The organism is Sideroxydans sp. (genome assembly GCF_054604835.1).
This window is the reverse complement of record NZ_JBTSFG010000001.1, coordinates 466449-489641: the sequence shown is the minus strand read 5'-3', so window position 1 is coordinate 489641 and position 23193 is coordinate 466449. Positions and strand designations below refer to the sequence as shown.

Below are 23193 nucleotides of genomic sequence, written 5' to 3'. Positions count from 1 at the left end.
TCAGTGCTTTCTGTATACGTTGAAGGAATTCATTGTTGTGTATCCGGTGCGAGTTCCGTACGGGGCGAACCGATCCGCTCCACCTTTGGATCAGCCCAACTGCCGCTGACATTGTAGTCAAACGAAACCAGCTTATCGAGCGGATCACGCAGGAGTTTGTTTGTAAGCAACACCCCCACCCCGATGGCTGGCCCAGCAGCAAAGGACAGCAGCGAAACGTTATCACCGATGGCCGGCAGGACACGCACTTTAAGCGCCTGCGTCTCGCGCGCCAGATCGACCTCGCCCTGCAGGGTGACCTTGGCGGCGGATCCGGCCATCACGAAGTCGTCGGTCTTGAGCAACCCGTTCTCGATGACCGCCCCGCCCTTGATGCTGCTGAACTCGAAGCCGGGCGTGAACACATCGGTGAAGTCTAGCGAGATACGCTTGGGGAGCGATTGCAGGCTGAGCACCCCCAGCAATTTTGCCGCGCCCGGATCGACTTGCAGGAAGCGCCCCTTGCCGGTGGTCAATTGCAGAGTGCCATTCAGGCTGGGGATATCCAGCGCGTCCGGCGAACCGCGCCAGCGCAGTTCGCTCACCAGCAGGCCGCCACCGCCGCTCAGGCTTTCCGGATAGCCGGAGCGCGCCAGGATGCGGCCGGCATCGGCGATCTCGATACGCGCGCTCAGTTCCGTCTCGCCCAGCGCGGGCCGCCAGCGCCCGCCGACGTTCACCACGCCATCCGGATTGGTCAGGCGCATCGTTTTCAGCACGGCATCGCCTGCGACGTCATCCATCAACATCTCCAGCTTGCCCAATTCCCTTCCTTTCCATGTCAATTGATCGACGACCAGGTCGATCTCCGGCATGGATATCTCTTCCGCCACTGCAGGCGGTGCATCCTGCGCAAGCTTGGCCACTTCCACATCGGAAGTCTCACCCAGCATGAGATGCTTCAAGCGCACGTATAGCTTGCCCTCATCCTGCGGTTGCCAGATCAGATCGCCGCTCACTTCGCGCGCGTTCAAACGCGTGCTGATCAGCCCGTTGCGTCCGCTGCCGCGTATGCGCAGCGCATGAAGCGCACTGCCGTACCCTTGCACGGTATCGATGCTCACATCGATACCGGCGATGTTGGGCAACACGCCTTCGCGATCCGGCAAGGATGACCAGCCGCTCCATCCCTGCAAGGCGAAATACGGCAACTGTCCAGTGATCCAGATGCCATCCTTTTCAGGTGCATCCGCCACCTTACCCAGCAGGATATTGCCGCGCTTGATGTCCCAGTGCCCTGCCGTGTTTCTGGTTCTGGCTAACCCGATCCTGAAGATATCGCCGTAGCGAAAATCCAGTCGGCTGTTGCGCGCATCGATGTCTTTCAACGCGAACTTCAGAGGGCGGCGCTGTGCCACCGTCTTGTCGAAAGGTTGCGGCAGGTTAGAACTCAAACCTTGCAGATCGGAACTGACGCTCACATCCGCCAGCTTGTCCTTCACACTGATCTCGGCCTGCCAGCCGGTCTTGCCATGCAGACGCCACAACAAGGGGTAGCCATAGGTGTCGTACAGGCTATCCGCATCCAATGTCCCGTTCGCCCGCACAAACAGCACACTGCCTTCGTTGCGCAGCGAGACCCGTGCCGGACCGCCGAGTATCTGCGCGGTCAAACCTTCCGCCGCGATGTTTTGCTCGGTGAAGGTCAACTTGCCTTTCGCCTGACGCAACAACGGGACACTCCCGCCCAGATCGATCTCATTGCCGTCCACGCGATAGCTGCCCTTTACGCGCGTATCGCCATCCCCGGCAAGCGGGATATCCAGCCGCAGTTTCAGCAGACCGCGACCTTTGGCGTGGAAATCGTCGGTGTATCCGTTCAGGTAGCCGCGCACCGGACTATTGCGGACATAGTCGAGCGCATGCTCGGTGGGGCCGGCTGCCTCACCGTCGACTTCCATCACCAAGGATTTGGACAAGGTGTCGGGCAAGGCGACGCGCACGTTCTGCAAGGCCGCGCCCACCGTTTCGGCCTTGGCTGCCCTCACCTCCAGCAGACGTCCTTGTATCAGCAGCTCCGCACTGGCTTTTTCTATGCGCGGCCAGCCGGGATCGAATTCAATGGCGACATCTTTCGCCTTGGCAGTCAGGCGGAACAGCCCCTGTTTGCTATCCGGGAACGGAAAGTCATTCAGGTCACCGCGCACGTGCATCTGGAACGCGTCGGCGATACCGCCCTGCAAGCCGGTCTGCAGCCAGCGGTAGGTCTGGTCGTTGAAGGCATGCATCGGGATGTAGCGCGCGGCGTTCTTCACTTCGACGCGTGTCAGGCTGACCGTCAGGTCGGCGATGCCGGGGCCGTCGTTGATCTGATAGCTGCCATACACCGTCCCTTCCGCATCCGCGTTGGAGACCAGCACTTTGTTCAGCTTGAGATCCCAGCCGTGCTGACTGTTGCGCTGCCAGTCGAGCTGGCCGTAGATGCGGTCGAATGCGAGCGGCTCGGACAGGAAACCCGGGGCCTGCATGCGCAGTTTTCGGCTGTCGATCTTCAGTATCCCGTCACTGTCGCTACCGTCCACCGTGCCGCTCAAGCCCGAGATAGCCGGAAACTCACCGACTTGCTTCAGTCCGACTTTGTCGAAGCGGGCGTGCACCTGATAACGCTGCAACTTTTCAAGGTCACCCTGCCAGCTCAGATGCAGATCCCGTATCTGGCCCTGCGGTGCAAAATCGGTGAGTTTGCGTTTGATGTCCTGCGCCACCGGCAGATAAGCCAGCAATCGATTGATGTCGGCCAACTCCAGTGCGTTCACCTTTATCTCGCCGGAGGCAGAGCGGTAGCCGCTCTTGGCAGTCAGATTCAGCAACAGATCGGTCGGCTGCAAGGTAAAACCATCATGCATGCGCAACGATAGTTTTTCGCTCGACATCTGGAATCCCGCATTCGACTGCAACCAGCCCAGACGTCCCTGCATGCGCTGCAGCATCAGCTCGGGCAAGTCCTCGGACAGGCGCGCATTGACAGCGCGCAGGTCGATGTCGGCATCCAGCTTCACCGGCTTGCCCCCGGATATGCCCAACCAGAGACGCACACCGCCGCTGCCTTGTTTCATGGCTGCAGGCAAGTCGAACCAGGTACGCCAGGCGCCCACGTCGGTGTGATCCATCCTGGTGTAGACCTCGCCTTCCCAGCTCGTCGAATCGGCAAAACTGTCACCACGCAGATTGGCGCGCAGATCGACAGGCGTGGCCAAAGCTGACGGCGGTGTGGCATGCAAGGCGAGACGATGCCGCCCACGAATATTCTGGATGACGAGATCGACATTCTCGAAAGCGATGGGCGGCGCGTTGCGCATCTCATCCTGCCAGATGATGCGGCCGTTGCGCACCACGATCAGAGATTGATGCAACAGCCAGTCCAAGCTATTGGCATCCGAACTCAGCCCGCCCTGCCCGTTGGACGAAATGCCTGCGACAAAACGGTTACCCTGCACATCGCGCCTCACAAGCAGTTGAGGACTTTCGAGTTCAAGGCTATGAAAACGCAGCTCACCGAAAATCAACGTGGTCCACGCTACCGCGTTCCTCAATAGCGGGAACTGCAATGCCGTTGCGCCCTGTTCGTCCAGGATGCGTACATCGGACATCAGCAGACGCGGACGGAATCCGTGCCAATCCGCTTCGATATGCGCGATGGAGACCTGCCGCCCCACCGCCGAGCTGGCGGCGAGTTCGATGACAGAGTGGTAGCGTTCGATGCCCGGCAACACCCAATAGCGCAGCGTAAGCAGGCCGCCCGCGCCCAGCAGTACGAAAAACAGGAAAAGCAGACGTGAAAGCCTCCATGTACCGATCGCGGTAAAACGGAGTACGTGTTTTAGCATCGCGCGGCGACGCGCAGGATTTCGCGACGAGATGAGAAGCTGTGGGACATGAAGACTATAATGCGATGCAGAATGTACGGCGTTTATTTTAACCGAAACCAGCCATGAACAATCCCGAACCTAGCAACGATTTCGAACAACTCGTCCGCCATGCCAGCCAGTGCAGCCACTATTTTTCCAGATTACTGGAAGCGGAGCCGGGCTGGCTGGAAACCTTGCGCGGCGGCCATCGCTCGCCTGCCGATGCGGATCTGATCCGGCGCTGGCTGGATGAACTTCCCGCCGGCGACGAAGCGCAGCTTTCGCGCGCCCTGCGCATGCTGCGCAAACGCGTAATGCTGCATCTGATATTGCGCGACCTGGGCGGCTTGTGCGGCCTGGAAGAGGTGATGGGCGCCATGACCGCGCTGGCCGAACTGGCCGTGCAACGCGCCCAAACACTGATGATGGAAAGCCTGAGCGCCCAATTCGGCCAACCGGTCGGCGCGGAAAGCGGTGCGCCGCAACAGATGCTGGTGATCGGCATGGGCAAACTGGGCGGCGGCGAACTCAATGTCTCATCCGACATCGACCTCATCTTCGTCTACCCGGAAGAAGGTGAGACGAACGGTGCCCGCACCCTTTCCAATCACGAGTTCTTCAGCCGGCTGGGACGCAAGGTGATCGCGCTGGTGAACGACCTCACCGCCGACGGCTACGTGTTCCGCGTCGATATGCGGCTGCGCCCCTACGGCGACAGCGGCCCGCTGGCGATGAGTTTCGCTGCACTGGAGGAATATCTGGTGGCACAGGGGCGCGAGTGGGAACGTTATGCCTGGATCAAGGCACGCGTCATCTCCCCCTCCGGCGACACACGCATCGCCGAACTGGAACAATTGGCGCAGCCTTTCGTGTTCCGCAAATATCTGGATTTCGGCGCTTTCGATTCCATGCGCAAACTGCATGCGCAGATACGCGCCGAAGTCGTGCGCCGCGACCGGCAGGACAATATCAAACTCGGTTCCGGCGGCATACGCGAGATCGAATTCATCGCGCAGGTGTTCCAGTTGATACGCGGCGGGCGGGACGCGCGGCTGCGCATCAAACCGACCCGCAAGGTATTACAGCTGCTCGCACAAGAAGGCGAACTACAGGCAGATGTGGCGCAGCGCCTGGATGATAGTTACGTGTTTCTGCGCAATCTGGAACACCGTTTGCAATATCTGGACGACCAACAGACACAGATGCTGCCGGAAGGCGACGAGCAAAGAGCCATCATCGCGCGCGCCATGGGGTATGCCGACTATGCCGCACTACTGGCCGAGCTGGCACCGCTACGCGAATTCGTCAGCAAGCAGTTCGAGGCTGTGTTCGGCAGCAAGCAGGGACAAAGCGACGACGGCATCTGGCATGAGAACAGTGATCGCGATGTGTTGGCGACGCAACTTGGCACCGCCGGATATACCGGAACGACCGAACTCGCCGACATGCTGATACAGATGCGCAGCAGCAGCCGCTACCGGCAATTGCCGGAGATCAGCCGGCAACGCATGGACAGTCTGGTGCCGCGATTCATCAAGTTGTGTGCAGCCGAAAAGAATGCGGATGACGCATTGCATCGCGCGCTCAATCTGCTCGAAGCCATCGCCCGCCGCGCGGCATATCTGGCCTTTCTTGCCGAATATCCGCAGGCGTTGCCGCGACTGATGCGCATCCTGGGTGCCAGCGCATGGGCCGGCGAATATCTGGCGCAACACCCCATCCTGCTGGATGAACTGCTGGACACGCGGGAGCTGTATGAGGCCCCGGACTGGCCTGCGCTGGACGCCCATTTGCTGCAACAACTCGAAGCCCACCACGGTGATACCGAACGCGAGATGGATGTATTGCGTCAGTTCAGGCAAGTGCAGACCTTCCACCTGCTGGCGATGGATCTGCAAGGAGTATTGCCGCTGGAGAATCTGAGCGACCACTTGAGCGACCTGGCCGACCTGATCCTGCGCCACGTGTTGCGCCTGTGCTGGCGCGATGCGCGCAAAAAGCACGTTGAGCAACCCAGTTTCGCGGTGATTGCCTACGGCAAACTGGGCGGCAAGGAACTGGGATATTCCTCGGACCTCGACCTGGTGTTCCTGTACGAAGACAACGATCCCGATGCCGGGCAGATCTATGCGCGACTGGGACAGCGTATCAACACACTGATCTCCAGTTACACCGCCGCCGGGCGCTTGTACGAGGTGGATCTGCGCCTGCGCCCGAACGGCGACAGCGGCCTGCTGGTCAGTTCGACCGAAGCCTTCGAGTCGTACCAACGGGAGCATGCCTGGGTGTGGGAACACCAGGCACTGACAAGGGCGCGTTTCTGTGCCGGCGACGCAGCTGTGGGCGCAAGATTCGACCAGATACGCCAGTCGATACTGTGCATGCCGCGCGATGTCGAGAAATTGAAGCTGGATGTCAAAGAGATGCGACAGAAGATGCACGACGGGCATCCCAATCCGACAGAGTTGTTCGACATCAAGCACGACAGTGGCGGCATGGTGGATATCGAGTTCATGGTGCAGTTCATCGTGCTGGCTTATGCATCCCGCTATCCGCAATTGACAATGAACATCGGCAATCTGGCCTTGCTGCAGACGGCGGCCGAACTGAAACTGATCGATCAGGGCATCAGTAGCGCCTTGCAAGCGCACTACCGGGAATTACGCAGGCTGCAGCATCAGATGCGTTTGAACAAGACCCCTGCCCGCATAGAACCGGGCGAACTGGATACCGCTGCGGTCAAGACCTTGTGGAAGACGCTGCTTGGCTAGTGGTCAGGCGACGGCGGGCGCTCCGCCCTGCGCTGGCAATTGATAGATGTTGTTCGTGCCGGTGTCATTTTTGCCATCCACCCGACCGGTCAGTCGATAGGACGTCATCTCGCCTTTGCCTTTGACATTCAGCACGTTCGGCGGCTCGAACAGATATTCGTGACGAAGACGGTTGAAGGTCAGACGGTCGGTCAGGATATGGCCTGATTTGGCATCGTCAGTCAGGCGGCTGGCGATGTTCACAGTATCGCCCCACAGGTCGTAGATGAAACGCTTGGTGCCAATCACACCCGCCACCACCGGACCGGTCGCGATACCGATGTGCACACCAAGATTGCGTTTGGCAGCCAGGGGATGCTTGTTGACGAATTCGATCATCTCCAGCCCCATGTTCACCACATCGGCCGCGTAATCCGGACGCTCGCGTGTCAGCCCGCCCACCACCATGTAAGCATCGCCGATGGTCTTGATCTTTTCCAGCCCGTACTTCTCCGACAGTTCGTCAAAACCCGAGAACACGGTATTGAGCAAGCCGACCATCTGCTCCGGTGACATCTGCTCGGTGAGCTGGGTGAAGTTGACCAGATCGGCGAACATCACCGTCACATCCGCATAGCCATCCGCGATCAGCCCCTCGTTGCTCTTCAGGCGCTCGGCGATATTGGAAGGCAGCACGTTGAACAGCACGCGCTCGGATTTTTTCTGCTCCTCGGCCAGCAAAGCATGTTGTTCATCCAGCTGATGCTTGATCTTCTCCGTCTCGATCACGAAATAGCGCACCAGAAAATACAGGATGGCGGACATCGCGGCGAAGTTGAGCGCGAAGAAGAATCCGATGGTGTTGAGCGGGATGCCTGTGGTGCTGCCGGTACCCAGATAGAAATCGAAGAAGCCGGAAACACCGGTCAGCACCATGTAGGCAACGAACCACGGCACCGATTCCTTCCAGCTGGAAACCACCAGCGCGCCAATGGGTGCCAGCAAGGCCCACAATGCCACGCCGCTGGAAGTGATGGAGCTGCCGATGCTCCACTGCATGACGAAAGGTGCGAACAGGAACAGGTTCAACTGCACGAAACGCAGCACTTCAAAGTTGCGCGTCTTCATGTAATAGACCAGCGAACCGACCGAAATGATCTGATAGACCAAAGGCACGTTGCTGGAGAAATTCAGGCCCATCATCCAGTAGATAGCCAGCCAGAACATGACAGCGAAGGTCATGAATGCCGCGGCAAAGATAAGCAGGCTCTTACGAAGCTTGTCTTCCTGCGTATCGAGAATCTCTGGGTCTATCTGTTGCGTATCGATGTGCTGCACCATGCGCCCCCCGGCCATACCAGACTGAATACTCGCGATATTACCTTATGCCCCACTAAAGAGATATGCCCCAAATGCGGGATAAGGCGTTCTCGCAGCTTCATAATCGCCATGGAAACAGCTAGAATCTCACCCCCGAATTCAAACCCAACGCTTTCAAGGAAATCACCATGTCCATGTCCGACCGCGACGGCTTCATCTGGCACGACGGCAAGCTCGTCCCCTGGCGCGATGCCACCACCCATGTCCTGACCCACACCCTGCACTACGGCATGGGCGTTTTCGAGGGCGTGCGCGCATACAAGACGACACAGGGCACGGCGATCTTCCGTCTGCAGGAGCATACCGACCGTCTGTTCAACTCGGCCTACATCTTCAAGATGAAGATGCCGTTCGACAAGGAGACCCTGATTGAAGCGCAAAAAGAAGTGGTGCGCGCCAACAAGCTGGAATCGTGCTACATCCGACCCATCGTGTTCTACGGCTCCGAAGCCATGGGCATCGCGGCAACCAAGGTCAGCACCCATGTCGCCATCGCGGCCTGGCCGTGGGGCGCCTACCTCGGCGAAGAAGGTATGGCCAAGGGCATCCGCGTCAAGACCTCAAGCTTCACCCGTCATCATGTGAATGTGAACATGTGCCGCTCCAAATCGGTCGGCACTTATACCAACTCCATCCTGGCACATCAGGAAGTGGCGAATGACGGCTACGACGAAGCGCTGCTGCTCGACGTGGACGGTTACGTGGCCGAAGGTGCGGGCGAGAACATCTTCATCGTGAAGAAGGGCAAACTGTACACGCCCGACCTGACCTCTTGCCTGGAAGGTATCACCCGCGATTCCATCATCACGCTGGCCAAGGACATGGGGCTGGAACTGATCGAGAAGCGCATCACGCGCGACGAGGTGTATTGCGCCGAGGAGGCCTTCTTCACCGGCACCGCCGCCGAAGTGACACCGATCCGCGAACTGGATACGCGCACCATCGGTAGCGGCAGCCGCGGCCCGGTGACCACCAAGCTGCAAGCGGCGTTCTTCGACATCGTTGCGGGCAAGAACGACAAATACGCCGATTGGCTGGCTCACGTATAACAATCCCCGGGGGAAAGCATGTCCAACGATCAAATCTCGCAACGCTATGTCGAAGTCACGGCAGAAGCGTTGCCGCTGTTCTGCCCGACACCTTCGGTGAGCTTGTGGAGTGCCCACCCGCGCGTCGCCATCCCGGTTGAGAAACTGGGCGAAGCGGTCTGCCCGTACTGCGGCACCCACTACAAGTTCAAGGGCGAGTTGCCCAGCGGTCATCACTGAGAACTGCCAGATGAACAAGATCCTCGTCGTCGCACCCAGTTGGGTAGGCGACTGTGTTCTGATGCAGCCCATGCTGCAGCGACTGACACAGCGCCACCCCGGCGTGCAGATAGACGTGCTAGCGCCGCCATGGACCGAGAAGTTGCTGCGCCAGATACCCGAAGTCGGCGAGGTCATCATCAATCCCTTCCCGCATGGCGCATTGCAACTCGGCGCGCGCCGCGCACTGGGCAAACGACTGCGCGAGAACGGCTACGATCAGGCCATCGTGCTGCCCAACTCGCTCAAGTCGGCCCTGGTACCCTGGTTCGCCGACATCCCATTGCGCACCGGCTTCACCGGCGAGATGCGCTACGGACTGCTCAACGATGCGCGCAAACAGGACAAGCGCAAACTGCCGCTGATGGTCGAACGCTTCGCCGCACTGGCCGAAGAACGCGACACCGACATCGTTCGCCCCATCCCTGCCCCCAAGCTGCATGCCAGCGATGAACAGCGACAGGCTGCGCTGGCCAAGGCTGGTCTGACGCTGGACAAACCGGTCGCCATATTCTGCCCCGGCGCAGAATATGGACCGGCCAAGCGCTGGCCCGCACATTACTACGCCGAACTGGCACAGCGGTTGCGCAACAAAGGTTATGCGGTATGGCTGATCGGCTCGCCCAAGGATAAGGAAGTTGCCGACAAGATCGTGGCGCTCGGCAACGAGCCTTGTCGCAATCTGTGCGGCACGACCGACCTCACCGAAGCCATCGCGTTGCTTTCCTGCGCGAAACTGGTGGTGAGCAACGATTCCGGTTTGATGCATATCGCTGCCGCGCTGGATCGCCCCATGCTGGCGATCTTCGGCTCCAGCAGCCCGCAATTCACACCGCCATTGTCCGATCAAGCCCGCGTGCTCAAGCTCGACCTGCCCTGCAGTCCCTGCTTCAAACGTGAATGTCCGCTGGGGCATTTCAACTGCATGCTGCAACTGACGCCGCAGGAAGTAGCTCGACACCTTCCCGACCGATAACACATGGCCGCAGTACCCGCCGAGATATTCAAGGCTTACGACATACGCGGCATCGTCGGTCGCTCACTGACCGATGACATCATCTCCCTCATCGGCCACGCCATCGGCTCGGAAGCCAAAGCCCGCCAGCAGCACACCATCGCCATCGGTTTTGACGGCCGCTTGTCCGGCCCGGCTTTCGCTCAAGCACTGGCTCACGGCATCCGGAAAAGCGGGGTCGATGTGATCGATCTCGGTCGCATCACCACCCCCATGGGCTACTTCGCCGCGTTTCAGCTCAAGACCGGCTGCGCAGTGGTGATCACCGGCAGTCACAATCCGCCCGAGTACAACGGCCTGAAGATCGTGCTGGACGGAGAGACGCTTTCGGGCGACGCTATCCAAAGCTTGCGCGCACGCATCGAAAGCAACGAGTTGACCCACGGCGACGGCAGTTATGCGCGATACGACATCGCGCCGGAATACATGGCGCGCATCATCGGCGACATCCGCCTGGCCCGGCCAATGAACATCACGGTGGATTGCGGTAACGGCATCGCAGGCGATTTCGCCGCCAAGCTCTATCGCGGTCTGGGTTGCAAGGTGAACGAGCTGTTCTGTGAAGTGGACGGTCATTTCCCCAACCACCACCCCGACCCTTCCGACCCCGACAACCTTACAGACCTGATCTCAAGTCTGCGCAATGACGACAGCGAGTTGGGACTGGCCTTCGACGGTGATGGCGACCGGCTCGGTGTCGTCACCAAAGATGGCCGCATCATCTTCCCCGATCGTCAGTTGATGCTGTTCGCGGCGGATCTTCTCGCGCGCCAACCCGGCGCGGAGGTGATCTTCGACGTCAAGTGCTCGGGAAGATTGTTCCCCTGGATACGCGAGCATGGCGGCGTACCTTCGATGTGGAAGACCGGACATTCGCTGATAAAAGCCAGAATGAAAGAGACCGGCGCGATGCTGGCCGCAGAGATGACCGGCCATGTGTTCTTCAAGGAACGCTGGTACAGCTTCGACGATGGCTTATATGCCGGTGCCAGACTGCTGGAGATATTGAGCAAGTGCGATGATGCGAGTGCGCTGTTGAATGCCCTCCCCGACTCGTTGAACACACCCGAATTGCATATCCGCACCGCAGAGGGCGACAACCATGCACTGATCGGTCGACTGCAGAACTCGGCCCGCTTCGCGGATGCAATGGAGATCATCGCTATCGACGGCCTGCGCTTGGAATACGCCGACGGCTTCGGCCTGATGCGCGCTTCCAACACGACACCGGCCATCGTGCTGAGGTTCGAAGCAGATGACGAGGCAGCGCTGCAGCGCATACAGGAAGATTTCAGGAAGGTGTTGCTGGATGCCGCACCGGAATTGACGCTGCCGTTCTGAAGCGTGTGCAACTCAGGAATGGATGGTCTGCTGCAGCGCCTTGCCCATGCCGTTCTCGTCCAGCCAACCCAACTCGATCAGATCGCGCATCAACTGGCTGAACTCGGCCAGATTCTCCGGCTTGCGCACGAAACTGTTGGCACCGATCTGGTAGGAAAGCACCACGTCCGAGGGTTCGTGGCTTTCCGAATAGACCACGATAGGCACGTGTGTCAGACGACTGTCCATACGCAGCGTGCGCAGTACAGCCAGTCCGAGCAGCTTGGGTAACTTGAGGTCGATCAGGATCAGGCGCGGGACGGGATGACCATGCGCAGTCTCGGCAGACATCCAATCCAGCGCGGCGACACTATCCGGCACCACCGCCAGATACAGTTCGCCGGTGCAGCTGGCTACCGCCTGCTGCACCAGCAGGATCGCCGCTTCCTCGTTCTCCACCAGCAGGATCGTGTCGCCAGACTGCTTCAACATCACCTTCCCCGTCTCAAATGATGCCCAGTGTTGCAGCAATGACCGCCCAAACTTCGGGCAGTGGAATCACAATTTTGCTTTTGCCCAATCCGCCACGGAAGCCAATGCCTTGGCCAGATGCTCGGGCTGCGTGCCGCCTGCCTGCGCCATATCCGGACGGCCACCGCCCTTGCCGCCGACCTGTTGCGCGACGAAGTTGACCAGCTCGCCGGCCTTCACTTTGGATGTGGCATCAGCCGTCACACCCGCGATCAGACTAACTTTGCCATCCGCTTCAGTTGCCAGAACTATTACGGCAGATTTCAGTTTGTCTTTAAGCTTGTCCATGGTCTCGCGCAGGGTGGCGGCGTCCGCACCGTCCAGCTTGGCGGCCAACACCTTCACACCGTTGAAATCCTGAGCTTGCGCCAGCAGTTCGTCGCCCTGCGCGGAAGCCAGTTTCGATTTCAGCGCGGCGAGTTCCTTCTCCAGCAACTTCATGTTATCGAGGATCTGCGTGATGCGGGCGGCAGCCTCCTGCGGCTGCGCCTTCACGGCATCGGCCACTTGTTGCAACTGCCATTCCTGCTGCTGCACCAGCGCCAGCGCGCCCTCGCCGGTCACCGCCTCGACACGGCGCACACCTGCCGCCACGCCGCTCTCGGCCACGATCTTGAACAGGCCGATGTCGCCGGTACGCTTCACGTGCGTGCCGCCGCACAATTCCTTGGAGCTGCCGATGGACAGTACGCGCACTTCGTCGCCGTACTTCTCGCCGAACAACATCATCGCGCCGGTCTTCTGTGCATCCTCGATGCCCATCACGCTGGCATCGGTGGCACTGTTGGACAGTATCTCCGCATTGACGAGCGCCTCCACCTTGCGGATCTCCGCATCCGTCATCGGCTGGTTCTGCACGAAGTCGAAACGTGTCTTGTCGGGGTCGACTTGCGAGCCTTTCTGCTGCACGTGTGCACCCAGCACTTCGCGCAATGCCTTGTGCATCAGGTGCGTCACCGAATGGTTGCGCTCGGTGCGCGCGCGCGCCGGCATATCCACGCGCGCATTGACACCGTTGCCCACGGAGAGCTTGCCGGTCTTCACCACACCGTGATGGCCGAACACAGTCGCCTGGATCTTCTGCGTATCTTCCACCGCAAAGATGCCATGCACGCTGCGCAACTCGCCACTGTCGCCCACCTGACCGCCGGATTCTGCATAGAACGGGGTGTCGTCCAACACCACCACGCCCAACTCGCCTTCAACCAGCTCGTTCACTTCCACGCCGTCCTTGTACAGCGCGAGCACGTTGCCTTTATGCTCCAGCGTGTCGTAACCGTGGAAGGTGGTGGCGGGACCGCTGTATTCCAGATTGGCCGCCATCTTGAACTTGCCGGCGGCGCGCGCCTGTTCCTTTTGGCGTGCCATGGCGGCGTTGAATGCCTCATCGTCCACATAGACATCGCGCTCACGGCAGATGTCGGCAGTCAGATCCAGCGGGAAGCCGTAGGTGTCATGCAGTTTGAATGCCGTCTCGCCGTTGAATAGTTTAACGCTGGCCTTTTCCATCTCGGCCAGTTCGGCTTCGAGGATCGCCATGCCGTGCTCGATGGTCGCGAAGAAGCGCTCTTCTTCCAGCTTGAGCACACCCTTCACGCGCACCTGCTCCGCAACCAGTTCGGGATAAGCGCTACCCATCTGCTCCACCAGATCGGGCACCATCTTGTAGAAGAACGCATCGCGCGCGCCCAACTTGTAGCCGTGGCGGATGGCGCGGCGGATGATGCGGCGCAGCACGTAGCCGCGACCTTCATTGCCCGGGATCACACCGTCGGCGATGAGGAAGGAACAGGCACGGATATGATCAGCCAGCACTTTCAGCGATGGCGAATCCAGGTCGGCGCAGTGGGTCTCGCGCGCGGCAGCTTTGATCAGCGCCTGGAACAGGTCGATCTCGTAGTTGGCATGCACATGCTGCAGCACGGCGGAGATTCGCTCCAGCCCCATGCCGGTATCGACGGAGGGCTTGGGCAACGGATGCATCACGCCCGCTTCGTCGCGGTTGAACTGCATGAAAACGTTGTTCCAGATCTCGATGTAGCGGTCGCCGTCTTCTTCGGGAGTGCCTGGCAGTCCGCCGGGGATGTGTTCGCCGTGGTCGTAGAATATCTCGGTGCAGGGGCCGCAGGGGCCGGTGTCACCCATCATCCAGAAGTTGTCGGAGGCGTAACGCGCGCCCTTGTTGTCGCCGATGCGGATCACGCGTTCAGCGGGTACGCCGACTTCCTTGGTCCAGATGTCGAAAGCCTCGTCGTCCTCGGCATACACGGTGACGTATAGCTTGTCTTTGGGCAGCTTGAATACCTCGGTCAGCAATTCCCAGGCGTACTTGATCGCATCCTGCTTGAAGTAGTCGCCGAAGCTGAAGTTTCCCAGCATCTCGAAGAAGGTGTGGTGACGCGCGGTGTAGCCGACGTTCTCCAGATCGTTGTGCTTGCCGCCGGCGCGCACGCACTTCTGCGAAGAAGTGGCCCGTGTGTAGGGGCGCTTGTCGAAGCCGAGGAACACATCCTTGAACTGATTCATACCCGCATTTGTGAACAACAGCGTCGGGTCTTCATGCGGCACCAGCGAACTGGAGGCGACCACCGTGTGGCCCTTGGAGGCAAAATAGTCTAGGAATTTCTGGCGAATCTCGCTGCTTTTCATCTGGTCACCGCTGGCCGCAATCGTTCAACAAACACGCCGCCCCACGGGCGGCATCACGGCGCGAATCATACCATTTGGCAAACAGTTAGGGCATGGCTATCAGTCCTCGTCACCCGGACTTGCACCGGCGGATCTCAGCACTTTGAGGATCACCTCGGTGGAGAATCCACGAGACTGCAGGAAACGCATCTGGCGAGCTTTTTCCTTGGAATCCAGGGGATGTTTTCCGAACTTGCGCTGCCACACTTCACGCGCGGTTTGCAGTTCAGAGCCTTTGAGCTCGGGCATCGCTGCGGCGATCAATTCCTCGCCTACCCCGCGCTGCCTTAACTCGTGTGCGATACGCTGGCTGCCGAATCGACAGCGTTTGGCATCCACCAGTTGCGTGGCTGCGCGCGCATCGGAAAGCCAATTGCGCTTTTCCAGTTCATCCAGCACTGCATCGAGGTCTTCACCTTCCTGCACATGCGGCTGCAGCTTTTGCCACAGTTCGCCCCGGCTATGCTCGCGCCGCGCCAGATACTTCATGGCGCGGACACGCAGACTTAACTCAGGCTTCTTCTGCGACTTCACGGGTGCCCATGGCGTTTACGCCCAGCGCGGAACGCACCTTGTTCTCGATCTCGCGGGCGATGTCCGGATTGTTGCGCAGGTACTCGCGCGCATTGTCCTTGCCTTGGCCGATCTTCTCGCCGTTGTAGGCATACCACGCGCCGGATTTCTCGACGATCTTGTGCTGCACACCCAGTTCGACCACTTCGCCCTCGCGCGAGATGCCTTCCCCGTACAGGATGTCGAAATGTGCTTCCTTGAACGGCGGGGCGACCTTGTTCTTCACCACTTTGACGCGAGTCTCGTTGCCGATGACCTCGTCGCCCTTCTTGATCGCACCGGTACGGCGGATGTCGAGGCGCACCGAGGCGTAGAACTTGAGCGCGTTACCGCCGGTGGTGGTCTCGGGGTTACCGAACATCACGCCGATCTTCATACGGATCTGGTTGATGAAGATGACCAGTGTATTGGAGCGTTTGATGTTGGCGGTGAGTTTGCGCAGCGCTTGCGACATCAGGCGCGCATGCAGACCCATCTGCGCATCGCCCATCTCGCCTTCGATCTCGGCGCGCGGCGTGAGGGCGGCGACGGAGTCGATCACGACCACATCGACCGAGCTGGAACGCACCAGCATATCGGCGATCTCCAATGCCTGTTCGCCGTTGTCAGGTTGCGAGATGAGCAGGTCTTCCACGCGCACACCCAGCTTCTGTGCGTACTGCGGATCGAGCGCGTGTTCGGCGTCGATGAAAGCTGCCGTACCGCCCAGTTTCTGCATCTCGGCGATGACTTGCAGGGTCAGTGTGGTCTTGCCGGAAGATTCCGGACCGTAGATCTCGACCACACGGCCGCGCGGCAGACCGCCGACGCCCAGCGCGATGTCCAGTCCCAAGGAGCCGGTGGACACCACTTCGATATCCTTGATCACCTCGCCCTCGCCCAGGCGCATGATGGAGCCCTTGCCGAATTGTTTTTCGATCTGGCTCAGTGCCGCAGCGAGAGCCTTGCTTTTGTTGTCATCCATGTTCGATCTCCTTGGGAAAATTTCGGAGCGGATTGTTGCACAAGGTTTTGGACTTGTACAGAACGTTCGTTCTTTTTTTATGCGAGAAGGGTAATTTGGGGCAGCCGCTCGAGTACGCCCTGCAACGCCACACGCATCGCCTGCGCTCTCACCTCGTCCCGATCGCCCGAGAACCGGTGGCGCGCCGCCGTGGTGACGCCGTCGGCGAGCGCCCAGGCGAACCAGACCGTGCCGACCGGCTTGTCGGGCGTACCGCCGTCAGGACCGGCGATGCCGCTCACTGCCAGCGACACCTGCGCCGTACTGTTATGCAGTGCGCCCTCCGCCATCTCGCGCACGACGGCCTCCGACACCGCGCCACAGGCGATCAGCGTGGCTTCCTGCACGCCCAGCATCTGCTGCTTGGACAGGTTGGAATAGGTGACGAAACCGCGCTCGAACCACGCCGAACTGCCTGCGACGCTGGTGACTGCCTGCGCGATGCCGCCGCCGGTACAGGACTCCGCCGTCGCCAGCATCATGCCGTGCGATTTGAGCGCAGCGCCGACCTTTGCCGCCAGCACATCCATCACAGTCCTCGTGCGAGGTCGTTCTGGATGTCGACCACAGCCTCCAGCCCGACCGCGATGCGGATCAAGCCATCGGTGATGCCGGCCGCTGCGCGCGCTTCGGGTGTGATGCGAGCATGGGTGGTGGTGGCCGGATGGGTGATGGTGGTCTTGGTGTCACCCAGGTTGGCAGTGATGGACAGCAGCTTAGTGTTGTCGATCACCTTCCAAGCAGCCTCCTTGCCGCCCTTCACCTCGAACGCCACGATACCGCCGCCGCTCTTCTGCTGCTGCATCGCCAGCGCATGCTGCGGATGCGACGGCAGACCGGGGTAGTACACGCGCGCCACGTTAGGCTGTTGTTCCAGCCACTGCGCCAGTTGCAATGCATTCGCGCTGTGCGCGTCCATGCGTAGTTTGAGCGTCTCCAGCCCCTTGAGGAACACCCATGCGTTGAACGCACTCATGGTCGGCCCCGCCGTGCGCAGGAAACCATACACCGGCTCCATCATTTTTTTGCTGCCCAGCACCGCACCGCCTAGCACACGACCCTGCCCGTCGATGTATTTCGTGGCGGAATGGATGACGATGTCCGCGCCCAGCTCCAGCGGGCGTTGCAGGATGGGCGTGCAGAAGCAATTGTCCACCGCCAGCAGCGCACCGCATCCCTTGGCCACCGCCGCGATGGCCGCGATATCGGAGATCTCGGTCAGCGGGTTGGAGGGCGTCTCCAGAAAGAACAGTTTCGTGTTCGGGCACACCGCCGCTTCCCACTCCGTAACATCGGTCGCCGAGACATAGGTCGTCTCCACGCCGAACTTCTTGAAGTAGTTGTTGAACAGGTTGATGGTCGAACCGAACATGCTGCGCGAGGCGACGATATGGTCACCCGCTTTCAGCAAACCCATGCAGCAGGACAGGATGGCAGCCATGCCGGACGAGGTCGCCACACACTGTTCCGCGCCTTCCAGCGCGGCCAATCTCTCTTCGAACATACTGGTCGTGGGATTGGTGAAGCGTGCGTAGATATTGCCCGGCTCTTCGCCGATGAAGCGTCGAGCTGCCTGTGCGGCGTTGTCAAAAGTGAAACTCGAGGTCAGGAACATCGCCTCGCTATGCTCATGGAACTGGGTTTGCACCCCGCCCGCACGTACGGACAGCGTCTCGAGTTGGTATTCGTTGTCAGACATCATCACCTCCCGCGCGGCTGTTCGCACGCGCAACAAAAAACCCGGAAAGCTTGACGCTAAACCGGGTTCGCCCGCTTTAGCTGAATTTGTATAGCGCCCGCAAGCTGTTCCTCAAATCGGCGCAGGTGGAAAGTAGCACTCCCCGCCTTGCTTCGTCAACTCACATGGAAGAAGCAGACATCGCCAGATCCAGCTCCAGCTGGTCGTCGTCCGGCGTCTTGTTCGCCTTGCCTGCACCGCGCGCCGCCTCGATCTCATCCAGATATTCGGGTGTGATGTCACCGGTGATGTAGTTGCCATCGAAACAGGAACAGTCGAAACCGCTCAGTGCCGGATTCGCCTTGAACACCGCCGCTTTCAGATCTTCGATGTCCTGATAGAACAGACGGTCGGCGCTGATCTCGCGGCAGATCTCTTCGTCGCTGCGGCCGGTGGCGATCAGTTCGGTGCGGCTGGGCATGTCGATGCCGTACACGTTGGGGAACTTGACCGGCGGCGCAGCGGAAGCGAAATACACTTTGCGCGCTCCGGCGTCGCGCGCCATCTGCACGATCTCGCGGCTGGTGGTGCCGCGCACGATGGAGTCGTCCACCAGCAACACGTTCTTGTCCTTGAACTCGATGCTGATGGCGTTCAATTTCTGGCGCACGGATTTCTTGCGCATGGCTTGGCCCGGCATGATGAAGGTGCGGCCGATATAACGGTTCTTGACGAAGCCTTCGCGGAACGGGATGCCCAGATGGTTCGCCAGTTGCAGCGCACTGGGACGGCTGGAATCCGGGATGGGGATCACCACGTCGATGTCATGCTCCGGCCACTCGCGGCGGATCTTGTCGGCCAGGAATTCGCCCATGAACAGGCGGGTGGCATACACCGAGATACCGTCCATCACCGAGTCGGGACGGGCGAAATATACGTATTCGAAAATGCAGGGCGTGAGCTGCGGTTTCTCCGCGCACTGCTGGCTGTAGAAGTTGGCTTCAAGGTCGATGAACACCGCTTCGCCCGGCGCAATGTCGCGCAGGAAACTGAAACCCAGCGTGTCCAGCGCCACGCTCTCGGAGGCGATCAGATACTCGATGCCGTCAGCATGCTGGTTGCTGCCCACCACCAGCGGGCGGATGCCGTTGGGGTCACGGAAGGCGATCAGGCCGTAGCCGGCGATCATCGCCACCACGGCATAGGCACCTTTGCAACGGCGGTGCACGCCAGACACGGCGGCGAATATCTTTTGCGGGTCGAGCTTGAAACCGGTGGCATTGGCCTGCAGTTCATGCGCCAATACATTGAGCAGCACTTCAGAATCGGAGCCGGTGTTGATGTGGCGCAGATCCTGTTTGTACATGGCGCTGCGCAACTCGTCGGTGTTGGTCAGGTTGCCGTTATGGGCCAACACGATACCGAACGGGGAATTGACGTAGAACGGCTGCGCCTCGTTGTGATCCACCGACGAGCCCGCAGTCGGATAACGCACATGGGCGATACCGGAGTTGCCCTTGAGGGCGCGCATGTTGCGCGTGCGGAACACGTCGCGTACCAGACCGTTACCTTTATGCAGGTGGAACGTCCTGTCCTCCAGCGTGGCGATGCCCGCCGCGTCCTGCCCTCTATGCTGCAACACCTGCAAACCGTCATACAGCACCTGGTTCACCGGCGTATTGGCCACCACTCCCAGAATCCCGCACATATCGTTTTCCGTTTCCTGTGAATTTAATCGTTCGTTCAGCGTTGCGCTGTCTGCGTCGGCAGATAGTCACGTGCGTACAGCGCGGCCTGATGCAACGGCTTGCTGGTCCACGCATCCTTCCACCAGCGTTTTTCCGGCAGACTGGTCAGACCGCCTATCCATACCAGCGCGAGCACCACCAGCAGTCCGCGCAGCACACCAAACATGACGCCGAATTTCCCGTCCAGCCCGCCGAGTCCGGCGAACTTGGTCAGTTTGGACAGCAACCATGCGAATACTGCAGCCACGATCAGCGTCACCACGAATACCAGCGCAAAAGCCACTGCAGATCGGATCGCTTCCACCGTGATCGCCTCGGGGATATACGGCAAGGCCTGGTCCGACATGGTGCTCGCCGCGATATAGGCCGCGATCCAGCCCAGCAACGAGAACAATTCATACATGAAACCGCGCCACCAACCCAGCAACGCCGACAACACAATGACCACCAGTACGGCAATATCAAAGAACGACATGCACTTATTCCGGATTGATCACGTTGGGTTGCAGGCCGATAGCCTCCAGTTTTAACTTTGCTTTCTCTGCCGCTTCACGGGAAGGATAGTCTCCCACACGCACGCGCATCATGCCGGCGACCTTCTCGGTATAAGCCGGGAAGCCGCGTTTTTTCAGATTGTCGAGCATCTGGCGTCCGGCGTCTTCACGCGAATAGGCACCGACCTGCAACACCCAACCTGACGGCGGCGCAGTCTTCTTGGTGGCAACGGTCTTGCTTGCGGTTTGCACCGGCTGCACAACCTTGGGTGTGACCGGCGTTTCCACCTTGGGCGCGACGGGAGCAGTTTTGACAGCGACAGGCACTTCGGCTGGTGCAGGGATAGTAGTGGACACAGTGCTGGCTACAGGATCCGCTGGCTGGTCGACTTTCACCTCGGGGCGAAATTCGGGCACTTCAGCCTTGTCCGGGATGCGCAACTCGATGTTGCCCACGTTCACATCCGGCTCGCTGTCGAACACCATGGGCAGGAAGATGACGATGCCCAGCATCAGTGCCACGGCACCGATCAGGCGATGCCGTGCCTGCCTCTTTAACTTGAATTCTTCGTCCGTATTGATCTGTTTGGCCATGGTGAATACCGGAAAACTCAGTTAACGCGCACTTTGCGCAGTTGCATCACTTCCGCCACTGTGTAGAAGGAACCGAGGGCCGCGATTCTATCATTTTCACCCGCCCGATTGCTGGCCTCATTCAGCGCATTTTCGATGGATCCACAGTCGACCACCTCTCCGCGCACCGACAATCCAAGCATCACTTGCAGCAATTCAACGGAAGTGGCACCGCGGGGCGCATCGATGCCGGCGACCAGCCACACATCGACCTGCGCATCCAGTGCTCGCACCACACCGGCCATATCCTTATCCTTGAGCATGGCAAGTATGGCGAACGTCCTCGCGGGCGGCAGATCTGCCAGATTCTTTGCCAGCGAACGTGCCGCATGGGGGTTGTGCGCCACATCCAGTATCCATTGCGGTTTGCCGGGTATGAACTGAAAGCGGCCCGCCAACTCGACTTCTACCAGACCGCGTCTGACCGCTTCCATGCTCACCGGCATGCGCTCTTTCAGCACATCCAGTGCCGCCAGTACCGCACTGGCATTCTGTAACTGGAAGGCGCCGCGCAAGGCCGGATACGGCAAGGCACTACGGCCGCCGACCTTGCCGAAATGATCCCACTGCCCCTGATGCGCACGCGGCCCGAAATCTGCGCCGATACACCATAGCTCTGCCCCGATCTGCTGCGCATGCGCACGCATCACTGTCGGCACATCCATGTCGCCACAGATCGCCGCCTTGCCTTGACGGAAGATCCCGGCTTTCTCGAAAGCGATCTGTTCACGTGTATCGCCCAGATAATCGGTGTGATCGATGTCGACACTGGTCACGATCGCCACATCCGCATCGAACACGTTCACCGCATCCAGCCTGCCGCCCAGCCCCACTTCTAGGATGGCGACATCCACTTTGTGCGCGATGAAGCATTGCATCGCGGCGAGCGTGCCGAATTCGAAATAGGTCAGTTCGGTATCGCCCCGTGCTTGCTCTATCGCTTCGAACGAGGCGCACAGCTCAGCATCGCTCGCCTGTTGCTTGGCGATACGCACACGCTCGTTGTATCGCAACAGATGCGGCGAGGTGTAACACCCTGCCTTGTAGCCCGCCGCATGCAGGATAGACTCCAGCATCGCGCACACCGAGCCTTTGCCGTTGGTGCCGCCGACGACGATAACGGGAAAGTCAGGGTCCAGATCGAGTCGTTGTTTGACTTGCGCCACGCGCTCCAGCCCGAGCGCGATGGTTTTTGGATGCAGGGATTCGAGGTGGGTCAGCCAGTCGGCTAGGGATTTAGGCATTTCTTTACTGGCAAAAGAACGGCCGACAGGGATGTCGGCCGTTGATACTGAAGATTACGCCGCTTCCAGCTTCGCCACGGCATCCTGTTTGGTCAACAGGGTGATTAGCGTTGCCAGTTGGTCGCGCATCTGGCGGCGGTCGACGATCATGTCGATGGCGCCATGCTCGAGCAGGAACTCGGCACGCTGAAAACCGTCTGGCAGAGTCTCGCGCACGGTTTGCTGGATCACGCGCGCACCGGCGAAACCGATCAACGCGCCAGGTTCGGCGATGACCACGTCACCCAGAAAAGCGAAACTGGCCGAGACACCGCCCATGGTCGGATCGGTCAGCACCGAGATGAACGGCAGCTTGGCTTCGCTCAACTGCGTGAGCGCGGCGCTGGTCTTGGCCATCTGCATCAGCGACAGCAGACCTTCCTGCATACGCGCACCGCCGCTGGCGGAGAAGCAGATGAAGGGGCATTGCTGCTCCAGCGCGACTTGCACACCGCGCACGAAACGCTCGCCGACGACGGAACCCATCGACCCGCCCATGAAGTTGAACTCGAACGAGGCAGCCACCACGGGCAAGGCATGGATGCTGCCTTGCAGCACGATCAACGCATCGTCCTCGTCGGTCTTCTTCTTGGCTTCGACCAGGCGGTCGCTGTATTTCTTCTGATCCTTGAATTTCAGGGTATCGACCGACAACACCTCGGAGCCGATCTCGAAACGGCCTTCGCTATCCAGCAGCCAGTTCAGACGCGTGCGCGCAGTGATGCGGTGATGGTGGTTGCATTTCGGGCAGACGCTATGGTTCTTCTCCAGGTCTGCGTGATACAGCACGGCCTGACATTCAGGACACTTGAACCACAAGCCTTCCGGCACGTTCTTTTTGCCGTCTTCGCCTTCGCGGCGCTTGATCTTCGGCGGCAACAGCTTTTGGAACCATCCCATGAC

18 protein-coding genes are annotated in these 23193 nt (G+C 59.9%); 5 read left to right on the top strand and 13 right to left on the bottom strand.

The annotated features are described in order from the left end of the window. Positions 1 to 29 precede the first annotated feature (29 nt). On the bottom strand, positions 30 to 3866 hold the full coding sequence (locus ACYCZ5_RS02330) for a YhdP family protein (protein ID WP_461543154.1): 3837 nt from the start codon (positions 3864 to 3866) through the stop codon (positions 30 to 32). Positions 3867 to 3970: 104 nt separating this feature from the next. Here ACYCZ5_RS02330 and glnE point away from each other — a divergent pair, with 104 nt between their 5' ends. Continuing rightward, positions 3971 to 6658 carry a bifunctional [glutamate--ammonia ligase]-adenylyl-L-tyrosine phosphorylase/[glutamate--ammonia-ligase] adenylyltransferase gene (glnE, locus tag ACYCZ5_RS02325; RefSeq protein ID WP_461543153.1) on the top strand — a complete coding sequence of 896 codons (2688 nt, stop codon included), beginning with the start codon at positions 3971 to 3973 and terminating at the stop codon, positions 6656 to 6658. A gap of 3 nt (positions 6659 to 6661) precedes the next feature. Here the strand turns inward: glnE and ACYCZ5_RS02320 are convergent, their stop codons facing one another. Beyond that, positions 6662 to 7978 (bottom strand): adenylate/guanylate cyclase domain-containing protein, encoded by a 1317-nt coding sequence (locus ACYCZ5_RS02320; protein WP_461543152.1) that lies wholly within the window; start codon positions 7976 to 7978, stop codon positions 6662 to 6664. A 167-nt stretch (positions 7979 to 8145) separates the two neighbouring features. Here ACYCZ5_RS02320 and ACYCZ5_RS02315 point away from each other — a divergent pair, with 167 nt between their 5' ends. The 4 genes from ACYCZ5_RS02315 to ACYCZ5_RS02300 are packed head-to-tail and all read left to right on the top strand — an operon-like array spanning position 8146 to position 11680. Further along, positions 8146 to 9066: a branched-chain amino acid transaminase gene (locus tag ACYCZ5_RS02315; RefSeq protein WP_461543151.1), complete on the top strand. Its 921-nt coding sequence runs from the start codon at positions 8146 to 8148 to the stop codon at positions 9064 to 9066. A gap of 18 nt (positions 9067 to 9084) precedes the next feature. After that, on the top strand, positions 9085 to 9285 hold the full coding sequence (locus ACYCZ5_RS02310) for a zinc-finger domain-containing protein (RefSeq protein ID WP_461543150.1): 201 nt from the start codon (positions 9085 to 9087) through the stop codon (positions 9283 to 9285). A gap of 10 nt (positions 9286 to 9295) precedes the next feature. Continuing rightward, positions 9296 to 10300 carry a lipopolysaccharide heptosyltransferase II gene (waaF, locus tag ACYCZ5_RS02305; RefSeq protein WP_461543149.1) on the top strand — a complete coding sequence of 335 codons (1005 nt, stop codon included), beginning with the start codon at positions 9296 to 9298 and terminating at the stop codon, positions 10298 to 10300. Positions 10301 to 10303: 3 nt separating this feature from the next. Further along, positions 10304 to 11680, top strand: coding sequence for a phosphomannomutase/phosphoglucomutase (locus ACYCZ5_RS02300; protein ID WP_461543148.1), 1377 nt, complete (start codon positions 10304 to 10306; stop codon positions 11678 to 11680). Between the two features lie 12 nt (positions 11681 to 11692). On the opposite strand, the gene ACYCZ5_RS02295 is transcribed toward ACYCZ5_RS02300, so the two are convergent. The 11 genes from ACYCZ5_RS02295 to accD all read right to left on the bottom strand — a co-directional run bounded on the left by ACYCZ5_RS02295 (position 11693) and on the right by accD (position 23190). Continuing rightward, positions 11693 to 12151 carry a response regulator gene (locus ACYCZ5_RS02295; protein ID WP_461543147.1) on the bottom strand — a complete coding sequence of 153 codons (459 nt, stop codon included), beginning with the start codon at positions 12149 to 12151 and terminating at the stop codon, positions 11693 to 11695. 66 nt (positions 12152 to 12217) lie between these two features. Beyond that, a complete protein-coding gene (alaS, locus tag ACYCZ5_RS02290; protein ID WP_461543146.1) occupies positions 12218 to 14839 on the bottom strand; it encodes an alanine--tRNA ligase in 2622 nt (873 codons plus the stop codon). 99 nt (positions 14840 to 14938) lie between these two features. Beyond that, positions 14939 to 15412: a recombination regulator RecX gene (recX, locus tag ACYCZ5_RS02285; protein ID WP_461543145.1), complete on the bottom strand. Its 474-nt coding sequence runs from the start codon at positions 15410 to 15412 to the stop codon at positions 14939 to 14941. Beyond that, the gene (gene recA / locus ACYCZ5_RS02280; RefSeq protein ID WP_461543144.1) at positions 15390 to 16415 is read right to left on the bottom strand and encodes a recombinase RecA; all 1026 of its coding nucleotides are present in this window, start codon (positions 16413 to 16415) and stop codon (positions 15390 to 15392) included. The genes recX and recA overlap by 23 nt, the downstream gene beginning before the upstream one ends. Before the next feature lie 77 nt (positions 16416 to 16492). Further along, positions 16493 to 16984, bottom strand: coding sequence for a nicotinamide-nucleotide amidase (gene pncC, locus ACYCZ5_RS02275; protein WP_461543143.1), 492 nt, complete (start codon positions 16982 to 16984; stop codon positions 16493 to 16495). Next, entirely contained in the window at positions 16984 to 18153 is a 1170-nt protein-coding gene (locus tag ACYCZ5_RS02270) for an O-succinylhomoserine sulfhydrylase (protein WP_461543142.1), read from the bottom strand. Before ACYCZ5_RS02270 ends, pncC begins: the two co-directional genes overlap by 1 nt. Before the next feature lie 160 nt (positions 18154 to 18313). Next, the gene (purF, locus tag ACYCZ5_RS02265) at positions 18314 to 19840 is read right to left on the bottom strand and encodes an amidophosphoribosyltransferase (RefSeq protein WP_461543141.1); all 1527 of its coding nucleotides are present in this window, start codon (positions 19838 to 19840) and stop codon (positions 18314 to 18316) included. A 35-nt stretch (positions 19841 to 19875) separates the two neighbouring features. Next, positions 19876 to 20355, bottom strand: coding sequence for a CvpA family protein (locus tag ACYCZ5_RS02260; RefSeq protein WP_461543140.1), 480 nt, complete (start codon positions 20353 to 20355; stop codon positions 19876 to 19878). A gap of 4 nt (positions 20356 to 20359) precedes the next feature. Further along, complete coding sequence (locus tag ACYCZ5_RS02255; RefSeq protein WP_461543139.1) at positions 20360 to 20968, bottom strand: SPOR domain-containing protein; 609 nt, start codon at positions 20966 to 20968, stop codon at positions 20360 to 20362. A gap of 17 nt (positions 20969 to 20985) precedes the next feature. After that, positions 20986 to 22251 (bottom strand): bifunctional tetrahydrofolate synthase/dihydrofolate synthase, encoded by a 1266-nt coding sequence (gene folC / locus ACYCZ5_RS02250; protein WP_461543138.1) that lies wholly within the window; start codon positions 22249 to 22251, stop codon positions 20986 to 20988. A 54-nt stretch (positions 22252 to 22305) separates the two neighbouring features. Then, positions 22306 to 23190, bottom strand: coding sequence for an acetyl-CoA carboxylase, carboxyltransferase subunit beta (gene accD, locus ACYCZ5_RS02245; protein WP_461543137.1), 885 nt, complete (start codon positions 23188 to 23190; stop codon positions 22306 to 22308). Positions 23191 to 23193 lie beyond the last annotated feature (3 nt).

What these genes read in the sequence shown, in the direction of transcription:
- ACYCZ5_RS02320 (WP_461543152.1), bottom strand. Translation starts at nt 7,978, where the DNA reads ATGGTGCAGCACATCGATACGCAACAGATAGACCCAGAGATTCTCGAT.
- ACYCZ5_RS02310 (WP_461543150.1), top strand. Translation starts at nt 9,085, where the DNA reads ATGTCCAACGATCAAATCTCGCAACGCTATGTCGAAGTCACGGCAGAA.
- ACYCZ5_RS02260 (WP_461543140.1), bottom strand. Translation starts at nt 20,355, where the DNA reads ATGTCGTTCTTTGATATTGCCGTACTGGTGGTCATTGTGTTGTCGGCG.
- folC (WP_461543138.1), bottom strand. Translation starts at nt 22,251, where the DNA reads ATGCCTAAATCCCTAGCCGACTGGCTGACCCACCTCGAATCCCTGCAT.
- accD (WP_461543137.1), bottom strand. Translation starts at nt 23,190, where the DNA reads ATGGGATGGTTCCAAAAGCTGTTGCCGCCGAAGATCAAGCGCCGCGAA.
- waaF (WP_461543149.1), top strand. Translation starts at nt 9,296, where the DNA reads ATGAACAAGATCCTCGTCGTCGCACCCAGTTGGGTAGGCGACTGTGTT.
- glnE (WP_461543153.1), top strand. Translation starts at nt 3,971, where the DNA reads ATGAACAATCCCGAACCTAGCAACGATTTCGAACAACTCGTCCGCCAT.
- alaS (WP_461543146.1), bottom strand. Translation starts at nt 14,839, where the DNA reads ATGAAAAGCAGCGAGATTCGCCAGAAATTCCTAGACTATTTTGCCTCC.
- ACYCZ5_RS02295 (WP_461543147.1), bottom strand. Translation starts at nt 12,151, where the DNA reads ATGTTGAAGCAGTCTGGCGACACGATCCTGCTGGTGGAGAACGAGGAA.
- purF (WP_461543141.1), bottom strand. Translation starts at nt 19,840, where the DNA reads ATGTGCGGGATTCTGGGAGTGGTGGCCAATACGCCGGTGAACCAGGTG.
- ACYCZ5_RS02270 (WP_461543142.1), bottom strand. Translation starts at nt 18,153, where the DNA reads ATGTCTGACAACGAATACCAACTCGAGACGCTGTCCGTACGTGCGGGC.
- ACYCZ5_RS02255 (WP_461543139.1), bottom strand. Translation starts at nt 20,968, where the DNA reads ATGGCCAAACAGATCAATACGGACGAAGAATTCAAGTTAAAGAGGCAG.
- pncC (WP_461543143.1), bottom strand. Translation starts at nt 16,984, where the DNA reads ATGGATGTGCTGGCGGCAAAGGTCGGCGCTGCGCTCAAATCGCACGGC.
- ACYCZ5_RS02330 (WP_461543154.1), bottom strand. Translation starts at nt 3,866, where the DNA reads ATGCTAAAACACGTACTCCGTTTTACCGCGATCGGTACATGGAGGCTT.
- ACYCZ5_RS02315 (WP_461543151.1), top strand. Translation starts at nt 8,146, where the DNA reads ATGTCCATGTCCGACCGCGACGGCTTCATCTGGCACGACGGCAAGCTC.
- ACYCZ5_RS02300 (WP_461543148.1), top strand. Translation starts at nt 10,304, where the DNA reads ATGGCCGCAGTACCCGCCGAGATATTCAAGGCTTACGACATACGCGGC.
- recA (WP_461543144.1), bottom strand. Translation starts at nt 16,415, where the DNA reads ATGGATGACAACAAAAGCAAGGCTCTCGCTGCGGCACTGAGCCAGATC.